Origin of the sequence: Methanoculleus caldifontis (genome assembly GCF_032842345.1) — an archaeon.
GTDB lineage: Archaea > Halobacteriota > Methanomicrobia > Methanomicrobiales > Methanoculleaceae > Methanoculleus > Methanoculleus caldifontis.
The window spans coordinates 64,079-79,049 of the sequence record NZ_WBKO01000003.1 but is presented as its reverse complement, the minus strand read 5'-3'; the positions used below and the strand labels follow the sequence as shown (position 1 = coordinate 79,049).

At 66.2% G+C, this 14,971-nt stretch carries 16 protein-coding genes; 10 read left to right on the top strand and 6 right to left on the bottom strand.

Features of this window, described 5'->3' with window-relative positions; translation table 11 throughout:
- Positions 1–55: 55 nt before the first annotated feature.
- Both F8E02_RS12140 and F8E02_RS12135 read left to right on the top strand, forming a co-directional pair.
- Positions 56–184, top strand: a complete 129-nt coding sequence (locus F8E02_RS12140; protein WP_317065863.1) for a hypothetical protein — start codon at positions 56–58, stop codon at positions 182–184.
- 116 nt (positions 185–300) lie between these two features.
- Entirely contained in the window at positions 301–828 is a 528-nt protein-coding gene (locus F8E02_RS12135) for a flavodoxin domain-containing protein (RefSeq protein WP_317065862.1), read from the top strand.
- Between the two features lie 324 nt (positions 829–1,152).
- Here the strand turns inward: F8E02_RS12135 and F8E02_RS12130 are convergent, their stop codons facing one another.
- Positions 1,153–2,316, bottom strand: a complete 1,164-nt coding sequence (locus tag F8E02_RS12130) for a glycoside hydrolase family 3 protein (RefSeq protein WP_317065861.1) — start codon at positions 2,314–2,316, stop codon at positions 1,153–1,155.
- A 212-nt stretch (positions 2,317–2,528) separates the two neighbouring features.
- Between F8E02_RS12130 and F8E02_RS12125 the strand changes: the two genes are divergently transcribed.
- The 4 genes from F8E02_RS12125 (at position 2,529) to F8E02_RS12110 (ending at position 5,349) form a co-directional block, all read left to right on the top strand.
- Positions 2,529–3,086 (top strand): GNAT family N-acetyltransferase, encoded by a 558-nt coding sequence (locus F8E02_RS12125; protein ID WP_317065860.1) that lies wholly within the window; start codon positions 2,529–2,531, stop codon positions 3,084–3,086.
- Positions 3,087–3,202: 116 nt separating this feature from the next.
- On the top strand, positions 3,203–4,390 hold the full coding sequence (locus F8E02_RS12120; RefSeq protein ID WP_317065859.1) for an ATP-binding protein: 1,188 nt from the start codon (positions 3,203–3,205) through the stop codon (positions 4,388–4,390).
- 49 nt (positions 4,391–4,439) lie between these two features.
- A complete protein-coding gene (locus tag F8E02_RS12115; RefSeq protein WP_317065858.1) occupies positions 4,440–5,099 on the top strand; it encodes a hypothetical protein in 660 nt (219 codons plus the stop codon).
- An 88-nt stretch (positions 5,100–5,187) separates the two neighbouring features.
- Positions 5,188–5,349, top strand: coding sequence for a hypothetical protein (locus tag F8E02_RS12110; protein WP_317065857.1), 162 nt, complete (start codon positions 5,188–5,190; stop codon positions 5,347–5,349).
- Between the two features lie 2 nt (positions 5,350–5,351).
- Here the strand turns inward: F8E02_RS12110 and F8E02_RS12105 are convergent, their stop codons facing one another.
- Positions 5,352–5,624, bottom strand: a complete 273-nt coding sequence (locus F8E02_RS12105; RefSeq protein ID WP_317065856.1) for a ribonuclease HepT family protein — start codon at positions 5,622–5,624, stop codon at positions 5,352–5,354.
- On the bottom strand, positions 5,621–6,472 hold the full coding sequence (locus F8E02_RS12100; protein ID WP_317065855.1) for an MBL fold metallo-hydrolase: 852 nt from the start codon (positions 6,470–6,472) through the stop codon (positions 5,621–5,623). Before F8E02_RS12100 ends, F8E02_RS12105 begins: the two co-directional genes overlap by 4 nt.
- Before the next feature lie 185 nt (positions 6,473–6,657).
- Here F8E02_RS12100 and F8E02_RS12095 point away from each other — a divergent pair, with 185 nt between their 5' ends.
- Positions 6,658–7,353, top strand: coding sequence for an Hsp20/alpha crystallin family protein (locus F8E02_RS12095; protein WP_317065854.1), 696 nt, complete (start codon positions 6,658–6,660; stop codon positions 7,351–7,353).
- Positions 7,354–7,358: 5 nt separating this feature from the next.
- Here F8E02_RS12095 and F8E02_RS12090 read toward each other — a convergent pair whose 3' ends face one another.
- Positions 7,359–8,084, bottom strand: coding sequence for a uracil-DNA glycosylase family protein (locus F8E02_RS12090; RefSeq protein WP_317065853.1), 726 nt, complete (start codon positions 8,082–8,084; stop codon positions 7,359–7,361).
- 91 nt (positions 8,085–8,175) lie between these two features.
- Here F8E02_RS12090 and F8E02_RS12085 point away from each other — a divergent pair, with 91 nt between their 5' ends.
- Positions 8,176–9,792, top strand: a complete 1,617-nt coding sequence (locus F8E02_RS12085; RefSeq protein ID WP_317065852.1) for a DEAD/DEAH box helicase — start codon at positions 8,176–8,178, stop codon at positions 9,790–9,792.
- 432 nt (positions 9,793–10,224) lie between these two features.
- Here F8E02_RS12085 and F8E02_RS12080 read toward each other — a convergent pair whose 3' ends face one another.
- The gene (locus F8E02_RS12080) at positions 10,225–11,475 is read right to left on the bottom strand and encodes a glycosyltransferase (RefSeq protein ID WP_317065851.1); all 1,251 of its coding nucleotides are present in this window, start codon (positions 11,473–11,475) and stop codon (positions 10,225–10,227) included.
- Between the two features lie 320 nt (positions 11,476–11,795).
- Between F8E02_RS12080 and F8E02_RS12075 the strand changes: the two genes are divergently transcribed.
- Together F8E02_RS12075 and F8E02_RS12070 are read left to right on the top strand one after the other, a co-directional pair.
- Positions 11,796–12,407 carry an FkbM family methyltransferase gene (locus tag F8E02_RS12075; protein ID WP_317065850.1) on the top strand — a complete coding sequence of 204 codons (612 nt, stop codon included), beginning with the start codon at positions 11,796–11,798 and terminating at the stop codon, positions 12,405–12,407.
- Positions 12,408–12,462: 55 nt separating this feature from the next.
- Positions 12,463–12,921 (top strand): FKBP-type peptidyl-prolyl cis-trans isomerase, encoded by a 459-nt coding sequence (locus F8E02_RS12070; protein ID WP_317065849.1) that lies wholly within the window; start codon positions 12,463–12,465, stop codon positions 12,919–12,921.
- A 225-nt stretch (positions 12,922–13,146) separates the two neighbouring features.
- Here the strand turns inward: F8E02_RS12070 and polX are convergent, their stop codons facing one another.
- Positions 13,147–14,877: a DNA polymerase/3'-5' exonuclease PolX gene (gene polX / locus F8E02_RS12065; RefSeq protein WP_317065847.1), complete on the bottom strand. Its 1,731-nt coding sequence runs from the start codon at positions 14,875–14,877 to the stop codon at positions 13,147–13,149.
- Between the last annotated feature and the right edge of the window lie 94 nt (positions 14,878–14,971).

The window sequence follows — 14,971 nt, the reverse complement described above, 5'->3', positions numbered from 1 at the left end:
CAATCGAGGGTAATCTTCTCCGGCGCCGGAGAACGGGCGGGAACTGCGAGAGCGTATGGAAGCGTTCACGGTCGAGGAGGTCATCGGCTACCAGATAGAGATCATCCGGGCAAGCGGCGTCGAGAAAGACCGGCACCTGCGGGCCGGCCGCGAGATCGCCGGGTGCGGGCGGCACGTGCGGTGAGGAGATCCCTCCTCTCTCTCCGGCCGCACCCGCCTGCGGCCTCCGCCGTATGGATCCACCGCTTCCGCTACGCTTATGAACCGGGCGGGATTATCCCCCTGCGAGGCCGGCGGACCATGAACGTGATCGTTCTCTATGCGAGCAGATACGGGTCGACGAAAGGCATTGCGGAGTTCATAGCCGAAAAACTCAGGCAGCACGGCCTGGAGGCGGAGGCACGCAGCGTCGACGCGGCGCCGGAGATAAGAGACTACGGCGCCGTCGTGATCGGGAGCGCCGTCTACATGGGGCACTGGATGCGGGAGGCGGCGGAGTTCGTGCGGAAGAACAGCGACGTTCTCGACGGCCGGCCGGTCTGGCTCTTCTCGAGCGGGCCGCTAAAGCCCGAGCCGGAGGCCGTCTCGCAGGACGCCCCGGGGATCGAGCCCGACGAGATCGCCGAACTCCGCCGGCTCGTCCATCCCCGGAATACCCGGGTCTTCTCCGGCGCGCTCGACCCGGCGAAACTCGATTTCCCGCACCGGCTCATCCGCAGGCTGCCGGCAGGGCGCGAGGTCCTTCCCGAGGGGGACTTCCGGAACTGGGACGAGATCGAGGCCTGGGCGGCCGGCATCGCGCGGGAGATTGCCGTTCCTGCAGCGTAAATTATAGCGAGGGCGTTTCCAGGCTCTTCTGCCGGCATCGGCACCCGAAGAGAGACCTCGTGAAGCCGACGGCCCGGAGGGAGGATACCGCTGTCTCAAGAGACTTCGTCACCTGGAAGCCCGAAGCGGAGAGAGGCTCTGCGAGGAAGAGGCCGGGGAGGGTGGTTTTGATGCTGCGAGGCACGACCGCAAGCACCAGAACCGCCCCGGAGGCTGCCACTCTGTTTGCCCGGTCCCGGAGAAGGTATGCCGGGAGGGTGAAAAGTCCGGATGCTATCCCTTCCGGTATCGCCGGATTCAACGCGGGAGAGCCGGATGCGAGGATCAGGGCGCGGCCGGGCTCCCGGCCAGGCAGCGCATCTTCAGCCTGAGGACCCGCCCGCAGGACTCGTCGATCCGCTCCTCGGAGATCTCCCCAGACTCGACGAGACTTTTCACGATCCCGACGGCCTTCTCCGCGATCTCCTCGTCGTAGACCAGGTTGTTCGCAAAGAGGAAGATGTCGCACCCGGCGTTGATCGAGAGCCGGAGCGACTCGCGGAGATCGTAGTTGTCGTGGATGGCGCCCATATCCATCGCGTCCGTCACGACCACGCCGTCGTAGCCGAGCCGGTCGCGGAGGATGCCGGTGACGGTCGCCTCCGAGAGCGTCGCCGGGTAGTCGGGGTCCAGGTTCGCGTTGTAGACGTGGGCGGTCATCACCATGTCGGGCAGACCCAGGCCGATCAGGTCGCGGTAGGGCCGGAGCTCCTCCTCGCTCCAGGTCCGTGTGACGTCGGTGAACCCCGCGTGCGTATCGGTCACGGCGCTCCCGTGGCCGGGGAAGTGCTTGATCGCCGTCATCACGCCGAGGTTGTGGTGCTCCTCGATGATCCAGCGGGCGTTCTCTGCGACGACGGTGGCGTTGTCGGAGAAACTCCGGTTGAGCCGCCCGATGGCCGGCGAAGCGGGGTTGACGTCGAGGTCGACGACCGGCGCGAAGTTGACGTTGAACCCGCTCCCGGCAACCATCGCCGCGAGCGCCCGCCCGGCCTCGCGGGTGGCGGCCTCATCGTTCAGATCGCCGAGCGACCGGGCCGAGACGGTCGCGGGAAACCCGTAGGACTCCTTCAGCCGGCAGACCGCACCGCCCTCCTGGTCGACGGCGACAAAGATCGGGATCTCTCCGGCGTAGCCCTGGAGCGAGGCGGTCAGGGCCCGGACCTGGGCGGGGTCTCTGATGTTCCGCTCGCTGGTGCCGAGCGCCACGTCCCGGTCGAAGAGGATCACTCCCCCCACGCGCCCGGCCGCGATATCGCGGGCGATCTGCGAGTCGTCGTCGACGGTATAGCCGCGGAACCCGACGAGGAGCATCTGCCCGATCTTCTCCTCGAGGGTGAGGGAGTCGAGGGTCCGGTTGACGGCGTCCGGGGTGTCCGGGGCGGACGTGCAGCCCGCGATGCAGACCGCGAGGATGAGGAGAAGGCCGGTGAGGGAGCGGTTGAACATACTAATGGATGAAACCTGCCGGAATAAATGCGTGCATGGTTTTTGTGGCGGCCAATGGCCGTATGGCCCCCGCCGTCCCGGGATGCCGTGGGTCGTCAGGGCAGAGGCGAGAACCCGACCGTCGGCATCCTGCCCGCCGGCCCAGCAGGGCGAGATCCGGAACGGATAAGAACCATACCGCCGGAGATAACCACACTCAGACTGTGAAAACGATGAAACCGCTCCATATCCGCACCGAACGCCTCGACCTCATCCCCGCCACGCTCGAGATCCTCGAGAGCGACCGCAACGATCACCGAGAACTCGCCCATCTCCTCGCCGCCGCCGTCCCGGGTGCGTGGCCGCCGCCGCTCCTCGACGACAGAACCCTCGAAGAGTTCATCCGGATGGCCGCCAGAAACGCCGACCCGCGCTTCGTCACCTGGTACTGGGTGCGGGACGAGCCGGCGGAGGGCGGCCGGGTCCTCGTCGGCAGCGGGGGGCTTGCCTCCGCGCCGGCGGAGCCGGGCACGGTGCTGATCGGCTACTCGGTCCTCGAAGAGTTCCAGTGCCGGGGGTATGCGACCGAGGCGGTCCGGCATATCGTCACGGCGGCCTTCTCCCTCCCCGGCGTCCGGCGGGTCCTGGCGACGACCTACCCGGAGCTCGTCGGGTCCATAAGGGTGCTGGAGAAGAACGGGTTCGTCCCGGCAGGCCCGGCACCGGCAGGCGAGGGGTTCGAGGAGGGGACGCTCGCCTACGTGCTGGAGAGGCCCGGGACCGGGGGTTAGGCACAGAGAAGAGTGGTCGGTATATACTCCGAGGACAAGGGCACGAAAGAGCACGATGCAGAGAGGTACATCTATGTGGACAAATTATAAATTAGATTTATAATATGTCCACCCACATGCAGAGGACCATCGGGCGGGACGCCGGAGAGAAGATCCGGTCGCTCGCGCTCGGGTTTCCGGCAGTATCCGTGATCGGTCCCCGCCAGTCGGGAAAGACAACACTCGTCCGATCGGTGTTCCCGCAGCTACCCTACGCGTTGCTGGAAGATCCCGACACCCGGGCCTTCGCAGAAGAGGATCCCCGCAGTTTCCTTGCGCAATACGAAAAGACCGGAGCGATCTTCGATGAGGTGCAGAGAGTTCCGGAATTGTTTTCGTATCTCCAGGGAGTGCTCGACAGGAATCAGAGGCCGGGGCAGTTCATACTCACCGGATCCCAGAATTTCCTGATGATGGAGCAAATATCCCAGTCGCTTGCCGGTCGCGTCGGGATCGTCAAACTGCTTCCCCTCTCGATGGGGGAACTTGCCCGTGCCGGCATCGAGGTCGAGCGGTACGAGGAGCTCCTCTACGCCGGCCTCTTCCCCCGCCCCTATAACAACGATATTCACCCGCGAGACTTTTATTCATCGTATATCCAGACCTACCTCGAACGTGATCTCCGCCTTCTCAAGCAGGTGCAGAACCTCTCGGCATTCCAGACGTTCATGAAGATGTGTGCCTACCGGTCGGGCCAGGTGGTGAATTACTCATCCCTCGCCAACGACTGCGGCATCACCTATAACACGGCGAAAGAATGGCTATCCCTCCTTGAGACATCAATGCTGATCGTCCTGATCCGGCCCCACCACAAGAACTTCAACAAGCGGCTTGTGAAGATGCCCAAGCTCTACTTTACGGACCCCGGCCTTGCTGCCCACCTTGCCGGGGTGCAGAGTGCCGACGATCTCGGTTACCACCCCTTGAAAGGAGGGCTTTTTGAATCGCTCGTCATAACAGAGTTCCTGAAATACCGCTTCAACCGAGGTAAAGAGTCCAACCTCTACTTCTGGCGGGATAAACTCGGTCACGAGATCGACTGCATCATTGAATACGGGGGCTGGGACCCTATCCCGGTCGAGATAAAGTCAGGCAGAACAGCAAGTTCCGATTTCTTCAAGGAGATAACGTACTGGAACGGTCTCTCCGGCAACACACCGGAACGATCGTTCGTGGTCTACGGCGGCGACCGGTCCCAGCAGCGAGCAGCAGGGCAACTGGTCGGGTACCGGGATCTGGAACCGATCCTCCCGTTCCTGGCGTGATAGGAGCACGACCGGATCGTTCTTCACCATCCCCCCCATATCCTCTCCCATGCCCGACGACCGGGAGATCATCAGTGCAGCCCTGGAGAAGGCCCGAGAGCTCGGCGCGGACCTGGCGGGCGCCGTGGCGGCGGCAGGCCTCGTCGACTGCCCTTCGGCAATCGCGGACGGACACCGGGGCTCGCAGGCGGACCGGGGGACCTACATCGTCCTCGGCCTCCACCACGACCCGGAGCGCCCCGAACTCGACCTCTGGGAGGCGGGCCGCGGGACCCCCGGCGACCGGATCCTCGCAGGGGTAGGGAAGGCCCTCGCACGCTGGCTCGAGGAGGAGCACGGGGTCCGGTCCCGGCTCATCCCCTACCGGCTTCAGGAAGGCGGGATCTACCTCAAGGACGCGGCCTGCATGGCGGATCTTGGGAGGATCGGGAGGAACAACCTCGTCATCGTCCCCCGCCACGGGCCGCGAGTCCGGTTCCGGGCGGTCTGGACGGACCTCGAGTGCCCCGGCCGGGCCCTCCCGGAGAGGGAGAGCCCCTGCGAGGGGTGCGAGGCCCCCTGCGCCCGCGCCTGCCCGATGGGCTCGTTTCGCACCGGCAGGTACAGCCGGGAACGGTGCCTGGCGCGGCTGGATGTCGACAAAGCCACCGGCAGGGAGCCGATCGACCACTGCCGCGCCTGCGAACTCTCCTGTCCGGGACGGGAGTGACCCTGACATCCCGGCGTGAAGTACGGGTGCCTCCCGGAACAACCATATAGCCTTACGGTGAGAGGCAGGTGCAGGAGAGAGGATAACCATGAAAGTCCTTGTGAGAACGAGAGAAGGCGCCGAAGAGGTCCGGGAAGTCGACTCCGACCTGGTCATCCCCGGCGACGTCCTCTCCGACGGCTCGATCGTCCTCGGACTCTGGGACGAACTCTCAGACGACGACTACCTGGCGATGGGCCTCTACGACTGATCTCACCGGCCGCGCCTGCGCACCCGCGAGGTCGAAGGCGTACCGGAGGCCTTCTCCCGCCGGAGGAGCTCGCTCAGGGCTTCGCCGAGGATCGCGACCTCCCGGTCCACGCGGGACCGGAGCGCCGGGTCCGTGCTATACTCCTCGCAGGTCCTCCCGGCGGTGAACTCCGCGATACGGCCGACCGCCTCCGCGATATTGGAGAGGAGTCTCCGACCTTCACGCGACGGCATGACCATCCTCCGGGCGGCCCCGTCCGGCGGGACCGGGATCACTCCCCTCCATAGAGGTAGCGCCCGCTGATATCGAGGATGTAGTCCCCCCGGTAGAGCGGGTACTTCCCGACCAGGTGCTTCTTCAGGCTCTCCACGTCGTTGCTCTCCGCGAGCGCGGTCTCTGCCGTCTCCAGGTACCCGACCATGTCCGCGAGGGCCTGCATGTTCGCCGGCAGCCCGTGGCCCGAGAGGACGAAGTCGTACTCACCCTCCAGGTAGCGGCGGAGGTGGGCGAGCCAGGGCCCCATCTCCTTCTGCTGCAGAAAGACGTGGACCCGGTTGTAGACCATGTCCTGGGCGAGGAGGACGCGCTGGTCGGGGAGCTCGATCACCAGGTTGACGCCGGCCTCTCCCCCGTCGACCTTCTCGTAGACGAGCCGCACACCGTCGACGGTCCCGGTCCCGGGCCGGATGACGTGCTCCGGCGCCGTCACGGTCTCCGTGATCGCGTCCCCGAAGATCGGGGCGTAGGCCTGGATCATCGCCTCCCCGCCGCCCGTGATCCCGTCGGCGACCTCCGCGAGGGCGTGGATCGGGACGTCGCGGAAGTACTCGCAGCCGAACCAGTGGTCCGGGTGGCTGTGCGTGATGATGACGCGGTCGATCGGCTTTGACAGGCTGTCGGCGTACCGGCGGAACTCCTCCGCGTGAGGGCGGAGGAGCTGGGTGTCGACGACGATCAGCCGGTCCTCCGTCTCGAGGATGTGCGAGTTGACAAAGACCGCCGTCTCCGGCGCCTCGTAGGTGTGGATCCTCAGGTTATCCCGGGGGATGACGGTCACGGTGCCGGCAGCCGGCAGCACGACCGCGGTCTTCCGGGCCACTTCTTCTGCAGTCCTGGGACTCATGGCACCCGACTGGGAGCTTCCCCTATATCAACCCTGGGGAGCGGGAGGAAAAAACCCCGCCCGGCCCCCCGATCGACCGGAAGGCCGCCGCCGGGGTCTTCCTTCAGCATCCCGGCACCCCCACAGCAACGTATATATGAATTGCTCCCGACCAGGGACCGTCAGGAGACAAGGAGAGAGTGATCATGGCATTGAGAAGATCGGGCCAGGGGCCCTGGAGCGAGATCGAAGAGATGATCTCAGGGATGCAGAAGCAGTTTGGCGAGGCGATGGAGCGCCTCTCCGGGGCGCCGCTCGGCGGCGGGGCCGGGGCGATGATCGACGTCCTCGAACACGAGTCCGACGTCGTGGTCGTTGCCGACCTCCCCGGCGTCCAGACGGAAGAGATCTCGGTCAGGCTCCTCGACCCGCGGACGCTCCGGGTCGCCGCCCGGCGGGAGGAGGCAAAAGAGGAGGAGCAGGCCGGCTACCACATGCGGGAGCGGAGGGTCGGCGCGATCTCCCGGACGGTCACCCTGCCCACCGACGTCCGGGAGGAGGAGGCACACGCCACCTTCAAGAACGGGGTCCTCGAGGTGCGGTTGAAGAAGGTTCCCGAAGACCGCGGCAAGGAGATCCCGATCGGCGGCGAGGCTGCCGCAGAGAGCAGGGGGACCGGCACCTCTGCCGCAGAGGAGCGCCGGCAGCAGGTCGAGCAGGAGTACCGGGAGGCCCGCGAGAAGATGGAGCCGTCGGGGTACCCGGACGCCCGCGCGATGGCGGAGGCGGCGGAGAAGATCGAACTCGAGGAGACGGGGAGCCCCGAGGAGCAGAGGCGGGCCGCCGAACTCCGCCGGCAGAAGGAGAAGATGTTTGAGGAGGGAAAGAAGAAGCTCGGCTGAGCGGATCAGGTTGCAAGGTCCCCGACGAGATCGAACCCCGACGCGATCCGGTCCAGGTAGCGCCGGTTGCGCCCGCCCGGATAGGGCAGGCAGAGGAGGTGGTGCTCCTCGAGGAGGGCGTCCCGCAACGCATCGGGGATCGCGGTGACCTGTTCCGCGCCGGCAAGAGCGCCGGCGTAGGGCTCAAGCCGGCGGAGCCCCGCGAGCGCCGTGTTGCCCAGGGCGACGACGTACTCCGGGGCGAGGGCGGCAAGGTCCCGGCCGAGAACCTCGCGGGCGCTCAGCCGGACGAGGTCGGATGGGATCGCCGGACGACGGTTCTTCCGGAAGACGCACTGGATGGTGTCGACCAGGTAGCAGCCCCGGCCGGAGAAGAGGTCGAGGTTCTCCCGGCGTGACCGGCCGGTAAGGCCGAGCAGGCAGAAGAGGTTCTCGGCGAGCCCTCCGGAGAGCGGTCCCCGGACCGGCCGCGCCTCGTAGCGGTCGTTCCAGAAGTAGGGGTAGCGGGGGTCGGCGCAGTCGGCCGGTCCGGCGACCTCCCGGCCTCCGGCGGCCCAGGGCGGGGACTCGGCGACGAAGAGCACCTTCACGCGGCGCGGGGGCACGGCCCCGCAGACCTCGTGGGGCAGGAGGGCGGGGAGGAGGACCCCGGCCAGGTCCGGGCGGTCGCGCGCGTAGCGGAGGTAGGCCTCCCGAACGCCCGCGGACGGGAGGGATTGCCGGACAATCATCCCTTCAGGTTCGCCCGCCGGGCGGATATACGTTCTCCGGCCGCACCTCCATGCGACATATAAAGACGTATCAGCACCAAGAGATGAATGAATGGAGAACAGTACCACCTTCCAGAACTTCAATATCTCGCAAAAGACACTCCGGGCAATAGAAGATATGGGCTTTGAGGAACCGACGCCGATCCAGACCAGCACGATACCCGTGATACTCGAGGGCCGCGACGTGACCGGCCAGGCCCAGACAGGGACCGGCAAGACGGCGGCGTTCGCCGTCCCCGCGATCGAGCGGGTCGACCCCGACAACCGGGCGACGCAGGTCATCGTCCTCTCCCCCACCCGCGAGCTCGCCATCCAGACCGCCGAGGAGTTCGCCCGCCTGGCGAAGTACCACAAGGGCATCAACATCCTCCCGATCTACGGCGGCCAGCCGATCGAGCGGCAGTTCAAGGGTCTCGAGCGCGGGGTCCAGGTCGTCGTCGGGACGCCCGGGCGGGTCCTCGACCACCTCGACCGGGGCACGCTCTCGTTTGCCCGCGTGGGCCTCGTCGTCCTCGACGAAGCGGACCAGATGCTCGATATGGGATTCCGGGAGGACATCGAGAAGATCCTCGAAGAGACCCCGAACGACCGGCAGACGGTCCTCTTCTCGGCGACGCTCCCCAAGCCGATCCTCGAGATCACAAAGCGGTTCCAGAAGAATCCCGAGTTCATATCCGTCGCCCGCCGCGAGGTGACCGTCCCGCAGATCGAGCAGCTCTACCTTGAGGTGCGCAACCGCGAAAAGATCGAGGTCCTCTCCCGGCTCCTCGACATGTACGACCCCGAACTGACCCTGGTCTTCTCGAACACCAAGCAGGGCGTCGACGAGCTGACCACCCATCTCCAGGCCCGCGGCTACTTCGCCGAAGGCCTCCACGGGGACATGAAGCAGACCCTCCGCGACCGGGTGATGGCGAAGTTCCGGGCAGGATCGATCGACATCCTGGTCGCAACGGACGTCGCGGCTCGCGGGATCGACGTCGAGGACGTCGACCTGGTCATCAACTACGACGTCCCGCAGGACATCGAGTACTACATCCACCGGATCGGCCGGACGGCGCGGGCCGGGCGGACCGGGCGTGCCGTCACGTTCGTCGGCCCCAAGGAGTACTTCAAGCTCCGGACGATCCAGGACTACACCAAGATCCGGATCGGCCGGATCCCGCTCCCGACACAGGGCGACGTCGAGGAGAGCCGGACCCGGCGGATGATCGACCGCGTGGGGCAGGTCGTCGAGGAAGGCGGCCTCGAACGCTACGTGAACCTGGTCGAGCAGATCATCGCCGAGGACTACACCTCGCTTGAGGTTGCGGCCGCTCTCCTGAAGATGCACCTCGGCGCGAACGCCCCCAGCGACCGGGGATCCGGCCCGGTCCAGGATATCGGCGGGACGAGAGGCCTCGCGATCCTCGAGATCCCCCTCGGCCGGGAGCACCGGATCCGGCCCAAGGACATCGTCGGGGCGCTTGCCGGCGAGACCGGGATTCCCGGGCGGACGATCGGCGCGATCAACATCTACGACAGGTATTCCACCGTCGAGGTGCCCCCCGACACCGTCGAGGTGATCATCGAGCGGATGGAAGGAAAGACGATCGCGGGAGTCAGGCTGCTCGACCCGATCCGGGTCGCCGGGTCGCCGGAGAGCGGCAGGTCTCCCGAAGGACGGTAACGGCGGAGCGGTTTTCCGGAATCTCCGCCCATTTCTGCCGCGGGTCGCCGGGGGAACGCCACGCCGGCCCGCACGAGCTGCGGGGTGTTCCGGGGCGTCGGCACCTGCCCCGGCAGGAAGAAAGAGATATATATCTTGATGGCGATCCTCTCCCCAACGAAGGGGGGTGGTTGCGTCAACGGGTCCGGTGAAGCCTCTGAATTTTCCGAAGTCTCATCGCCATCGAAAACCATCCATACGACCTGCCCTTGACCCACAATACAGGACGATAAACAGGTGCGCCGGGTCCGGTCGGCCATGCGGACCTCTGCCCTTCACCAGAGACGGGTGCCCGGAGTCGGGCGCGATTCTGCCGGGCACCCGGAGAAGAGGGCGGCCGTGAATATCCCGCACGGCCCGCCCTCCGATAATAGTTGAGGAATATCTTTTCTTTCAGGTGTTCAGTTCGGCGTGGAGCATCTCCAGGTAGTCGGTGAGGAGCCGGGTGATCAGGAAGTGCTTCCTGACGTGCTCCTTGCCGGCCCGGCCGAGCCTCTCGCCGAGTTCGGGGTTCTCGAGGACCTGCCGGATCCTCCAGGCAAACCCGTCCGTGTCGGTCGGGTCGAGGAGGAACCCGGTCTCGCCGTCCTCGATCTGGAGCGGGATCCCGCCGACACGCGAGGCGATGACCGGCCGGCCCTTCCAGAGCCCCTCGGTGACGGTCAGGCCGAAGCCCTCCCTGAGCGACTTCTGGAGGATGACGCAGGAGACCCGCTGCAGGGCGTTGACCAGCAGGTGGTCTTCGGCGGTGATCAGGATGACGTCGCCGGTCTCGATGTAGGGCCGCGCCTTCTCCTCGACCCGCCGGTAGATCTCCCAGCCTTCGGGGTCGTCGGGGGCCATGCTCCCGCAGAGGATCAGCCTGCAGTCGACATGCTTTTTGACCTCGATGAAGACGTCGACGACGCCTTCGGGGTCCTTCCACTTGTCGAAGCGCGAGATCTGGGTGATCAGGGGCTTGTCGATCGGCACGTTGTACTGTGTGAGCAGGTCCTGTATCTCGGCCTCGGAGAGGTCGCGGTTCTTCTCCGAGAGCGGGTCGATCGCCGGCCGGATTATCCGCTGCTCCATCGGCATCCCGCACCGCCGGTACTGGTCGTGGGAGATGACCATCCGGTCGTAGTCAAGGACGAAGCCCTTGAGGAACTCCCAGAGCGCGGGGTCGGGGTTCGAGAGGTCGACGTGGCAGCGCCAGACCCAGGGCTGGGTCTTCTGGTAGAACCGGATCAGCGGCAGGGGCTGCGGGTCGTGGACGACCACGAGATCGTGGTCGATCGCCATCTGCCCGGAGAAGCACTCGTTCGTCTGGAGGTAGAGGCCCCTCTCCATGTCAGAGAAGGCTATCGGCTGTCCCTGGAGCGCGTTGTGGAAGTTCTTCGTGATCGTGAAGAAGTCGCCCTCGCCGGTCAGGATATTCCACTGGGTCTTGACCCCGACGTCGTTCATGAGCGGAACCAGCGAGAGGATCATCTCCGCAACGCCGCCGCTCTGGTAGGTCGAGTTCACATGGAGGACTCTCTTCCCCTGGAGCGCCACCGCTTTGCGGTAGATTCCGGAGATGACGTCGTCGCCGACGATGGGCCGGTGGTCCTCGAGTGTCCGGCCGTTGTCGCAGATGCAGGTTATTCCGTTCATGTAGGCCATCGCAGATCTCCCCTCAATAGATTATGTAGAGACGTACTACGATACAGCATCGGCATGCCGGCATTATAAAAATATCGTTATTATTATATTAATTTTAATAAGCCAGATTTCTAATAACGCGACACATTGAGGTCTAAAAGGAGCACACGCCGCTCTCGTCGACGAGGGGAATTACAAAAAAGGTTAATAAAGGGGCATGAATCGGACCCTCCCGGGCGGCTCCGGACGGGAGAGCGCGGGGCCCCCGTTGCGGTGGAGCGCGGCCCGCAACGCCGGGAGGAACGCCCATATATGCCGGGACCCAAACGCTAGAGAGCGCAATGGATCCAGATGCCCCGCATACGGTCACCACCGCCGACGGCGTGACCTTCAGGAGGATGCCGCCGGGCGCCGACGCCGTCTACGTCGTCGGCGAGTACCACTTCGACGACATCCGGCCGGACGATATCGTCATCGATATCGGGGCGAACGTGGGAGCCTTCTGCATCAGGGCCGCCCGGCGAGCCGGCCGGGTCCTGGCGGTCGAACCCGTCCTCGCGGAGGTCCTCCGCGAGAACGTCAGGGCGAACGGCGCCGGCGTCACGGTGGTCGCCGGGGCGCTCGGCGATGGGGGGAGGCAGCGGATCGCCTGGGGCGGGGGGACCGTCACCGTGACGACCCGGAGCCTCGGTGCGTTCGCCGATGCGGCCGGGGGGTGCGACTTCCTGAAATGCGACTGCGAGGGCGCCGAGTGGACGATCCGGCCGCAGGACCTCGATTCCGTGCGGCGGATCGAGATGGAGCTCCACATGCCTCCGATCGGGGGGGCGGTGAACCGCAGGCTTCTCGATTACATCGGGAAACACTATGACTTCACGATCGAACGGACGCCCGGCTACGATGTGCGGGGCGTGATGGGGGTCCTCCACGCCGTCCGCCGGGGCGGCAGGTGAGGGACCGGCACTCATAAATAGGAACCGGCGATCACCACCCCGCCGGTGAAGCAGCATGGTACAGGCAAAAGAAGGCGATACCGTCAGGGTGCAGTATACCGGGAAACTGGAAGACGGCACGGTCTTCGACTCCTCCGATGAGAGTTCTCCCCTTGAGTTCACCATCGGGAGCGGGCAGATCATCCCCGGGTTCGAGCAGGCCGTCGTCGGGATGGAGCCGGGGGAGACGAAGAGCACGACCATCCGGCCCGAGGAGGCCTACGGCGAGCGGCGGGACGATATGATGCTGACGGTCGACCGGGGGCAGTTCCCCGAAGAGATCGAGCCCGAACCGGGCCAGCACCTCCAGGTGCAGCAGCCGGACGGGAGGGCGGCCGTCGTGACCGTCAGCGATGTCTCGGAGTCGACCGTGACGCTCGACGCGAACCATCCCCTCGCCGGCCAGCCGCTGACGTTCGAGATCCGGCTCGTGGACATCGTCGGCGCCCCGGTGAGGGCGGAGACCACCAGTTAACTTTTTTTCGGTTCCGGGGGCTGTTCTCGGACCCAGGATCTCACGCGAAGGCGCGAAGCCGCGAAGAAATGACCGGCAGCCCCTTTCGCGTTCCTCGCACCTGATGGTGCTCGAGCTCCGTTCCTAACGGAACATCGCACTTCGCACCTGACGGTGCTCAAGCTCGCTACGCTCGCACTTCGCGGCTTCGCGTGAGTTCCAGGAACCGGCAGGGTGTGAGAACCGCTACCGCAGGAACCCCCGGAGTTCCTGAAGCGGCCGGGTGTTCGCGATCGCTTCCGGCGTGAGCCAGCCCCGCCGGGCGACCGCGACCCCGAACTCCATCTGCCGGAGGCTCTCCTTGTTGTGGGCGTCGGAGCCGAGCGAGAAGGAGACGCCGTGCCCGCGGGCCGAGCGGACGTTGACGTCGGAGAGATCCAGCCTGCCGGGGTAGGCGTTGATCTCCAGCAGGACGCCGAGCGTCGCCGCGGCCTCAGAGACCGCGGAGAGATCGATCCGGTAGGGCTCGCGGGAGAGGAGGATCCGGCCCGTCGGGTGGCCGATGATGTCCACGTGCTCGTTTCCCATCGCCGCGACGACCCGTTCGGTCATCTCCCGCTCGGTCTGGTTGAACCCGGAGTGGACGCTCGCGACGACGACGTCGAGGTCGGCGAGAAGGCTGTCGGGGAAGTCGAGGTTCCCATCGAGATCGATGTTGCACTCCGTCCCGGTGAGGACAGTAAATTCACCGCCGTTCTCCCGGTTGACCCGCTCGATCTCGCGGGCCTGGTCGGCCAGGCGTTCGGGAGAGAGGCCGCGGGCGATATGGAGGGCTTCGGCATGGTCGCAGATGGCGATGTACTCGTAGCCGAGAGCCCGCGCCGCCTCCGCCATCTCGGCCACGGAGTGGGCGCCCTCGCTCCAGCGGGTGTGGACGTGGAGGTCGCCCCGGACGGCGCCGTAGCCGACGAGGTCGGGCAGTGTCCCGGTCCGGGCGGCCTCGAGCTCGCCCCGGTCCTCCCGGAGTTCGGGCTCGATCCAGGCGAGATCGAACGCACGGTAGATCCCGGCCTCGTCCTCTCCCGCGACCGTCTCCCCGGTCGCAAGGTCGACGAGCCCATACTCGTTCAACCGCCAGTTCCGCGCGATCGCGAGTTTTCGCATCGCGATGTTGTGCTCCTTCGAGCCGGTGAAGTACTGGAGCGCCGCCCCGAAATGCCCGCCCTCCACCACCCGGAGGTCGACCTGGATGCCGGTCGCGAGGACCACCGAGGTCTTCGTCGGCCCCCGGACGAGGACCCGCTCGACCCCGGGGAGGGTGGCGAAGGCCTCCATCACCTCCTCGGGGCGTGACGAGGCCGCGAGGATATCGACGTCCCCGATCGTCTCCTTCCGCCGGCGTATCGAGCCGGCGAGACTGACCTGCCGGACGGAGGGGAGTGACGCGAGCCGCGCCTCGATCTCGCGGGCGACCGGGAGGATGCGGCCGAGGAGGTGGCGCCCCTTTGCCGTCCGGTACAGAAGGATGCTCTCGAGGATCTTCTGCTCCGTCTTCTCCCCGAAGCCGGGCAGGTCCCGGACCCGGCCGGCCTTTGCCGCCGCCTCCAGGTCGTCGACGGTCCGGATGCCGAGGTCGCGGGAGAGCGCGATCGCCTTCTTCGGCCCGATCCCCTCGAGCCGGGTCAGGTGCTGCACTCCCTCCGGGAGTTCCTCGCGGAGAGCGGCGAGGAGCGCGAGGCTTCCGGTCCCGACGAACTCCCGGATCCTGTCGGCGATGCCCTTCCCCACGCCGGGGATCTCGTCGAGGCGGTCCTCCCTGACGACGTCCGCGAGATCCTCCGGCAGGGCCTCAAGCGCCAGGGCCGCCCGCCGGTAGGCCTGCGGCTTGAAGGGGACGCCCTTGATCTCGAGGAGGTCGGCGACCTCGTAGAACGCCGCCGCGACCTCGAGGTTCGTCACCGGCAACCGTTCCGCCACGCCTCTGTCACCCCCCCGGCATTGGCGCCGCCGGCAGATAAATCCAGCAGGCCGGAGAGATCACCGCCGGTAGCTCCATATGGGTGGAAGGCAC

Excerpts from the sequence above, each read along its gene's own strand:
- F8E02_RS12130 (WP_317065861.1), bottom strand. The coding sequence starts at position 2,316 with ATGTTCAACCGCTCCCTCACCGGCCTTCTCCTCATCCTCGCGGTCTGC.
- F8E02_RS12095 (WP_317065854.1), top strand. The coding sequence starts at position 6,658 with ATGGCATTGAGAAGATCGGGCCAGGGGCCCTGGAGCGAGATCGAAGAG.
- F8E02_RS12085 (WP_317065852.1), top strand. The coding sequence starts at position 8,176 with ATGGAGAACAGTACCACCTTCCAGAACTTCAATATCTCGCAAAAGACA.
- F8E02_RS12110 (WP_317065857.1), top strand. The coding sequence starts at position 5,188 with ATGAAAGTCCTTGTGAGAACGAGAGAAGGCGCCGAAGAGGTCCGGGAA.
- F8E02_RS12135 (WP_317065862.1), top strand. The coding sequence starts at position 301 with ATGAACGTGATCGTTCTCTATGCGAGCAGATACGGGTCGACGAAAGGC.
- F8E02_RS12070 (WP_317065849.1), top strand. The coding sequence starts at position 12,463 with ATGGTACAGGCAAAAGAAGGCGATACCGTCAGGGTGCAGTATACCGGG.
- F8E02_RS12080 (WP_317065851.1), bottom strand. The coding sequence starts at position 11,475 with ATGGCCTACATGAACGGAATAACCTGCATCTGCGACAACGGCCGGACA.
- F8E02_RS12090 (WP_317065853.1), bottom strand. The coding sequence starts at position 8,084 with ATGATTGTCCGGCAATCCCTCCCGTCCGCGGGCGTTCGGGAGGCCTAC.
- F8E02_RS12140 (WP_317065863.1), top strand. The coding sequence starts at position 56 with ATGGAAGCGTTCACGGTCGAGGAGGTCATCGGCTACCAGATAGAGATC.
- F8E02_RS12120 (WP_317065859.1), top strand. The coding sequence starts at position 3,203 with ATGCAGAGGACCATCGGGCGGGACGCCGGAGAGAAGATCCGGTCGCTC.
- F8E02_RS12115 (WP_317065858.1), top strand. The coding sequence starts at position 4,440 with ATGCCCGACGACCGGGAGATCATCAGTGCAGCCCTGGAGAAGGCCCGA.
- F8E02_RS12125 (WP_317065860.1), top strand. The coding sequence starts at position 2,529 with ATGAAACCGCTCCATATCCGCACCGAACGCCTCGACCTCATCCCCGCC.
- F8E02_RS12075 (WP_317065850.1), top strand. The coding sequence starts at position 11,796 with ATGGATCCAGATGCCCCGCATACGGTCACCACCGCCGACGGCGTGACC.
- F8E02_RS12100 (WP_317065855.1), bottom strand. The coding sequence starts at position 6,472 with ATGAGTCCCAGGACTGCAGAAGAAGTGGCCCGGAAGACCGCGGTCGTG.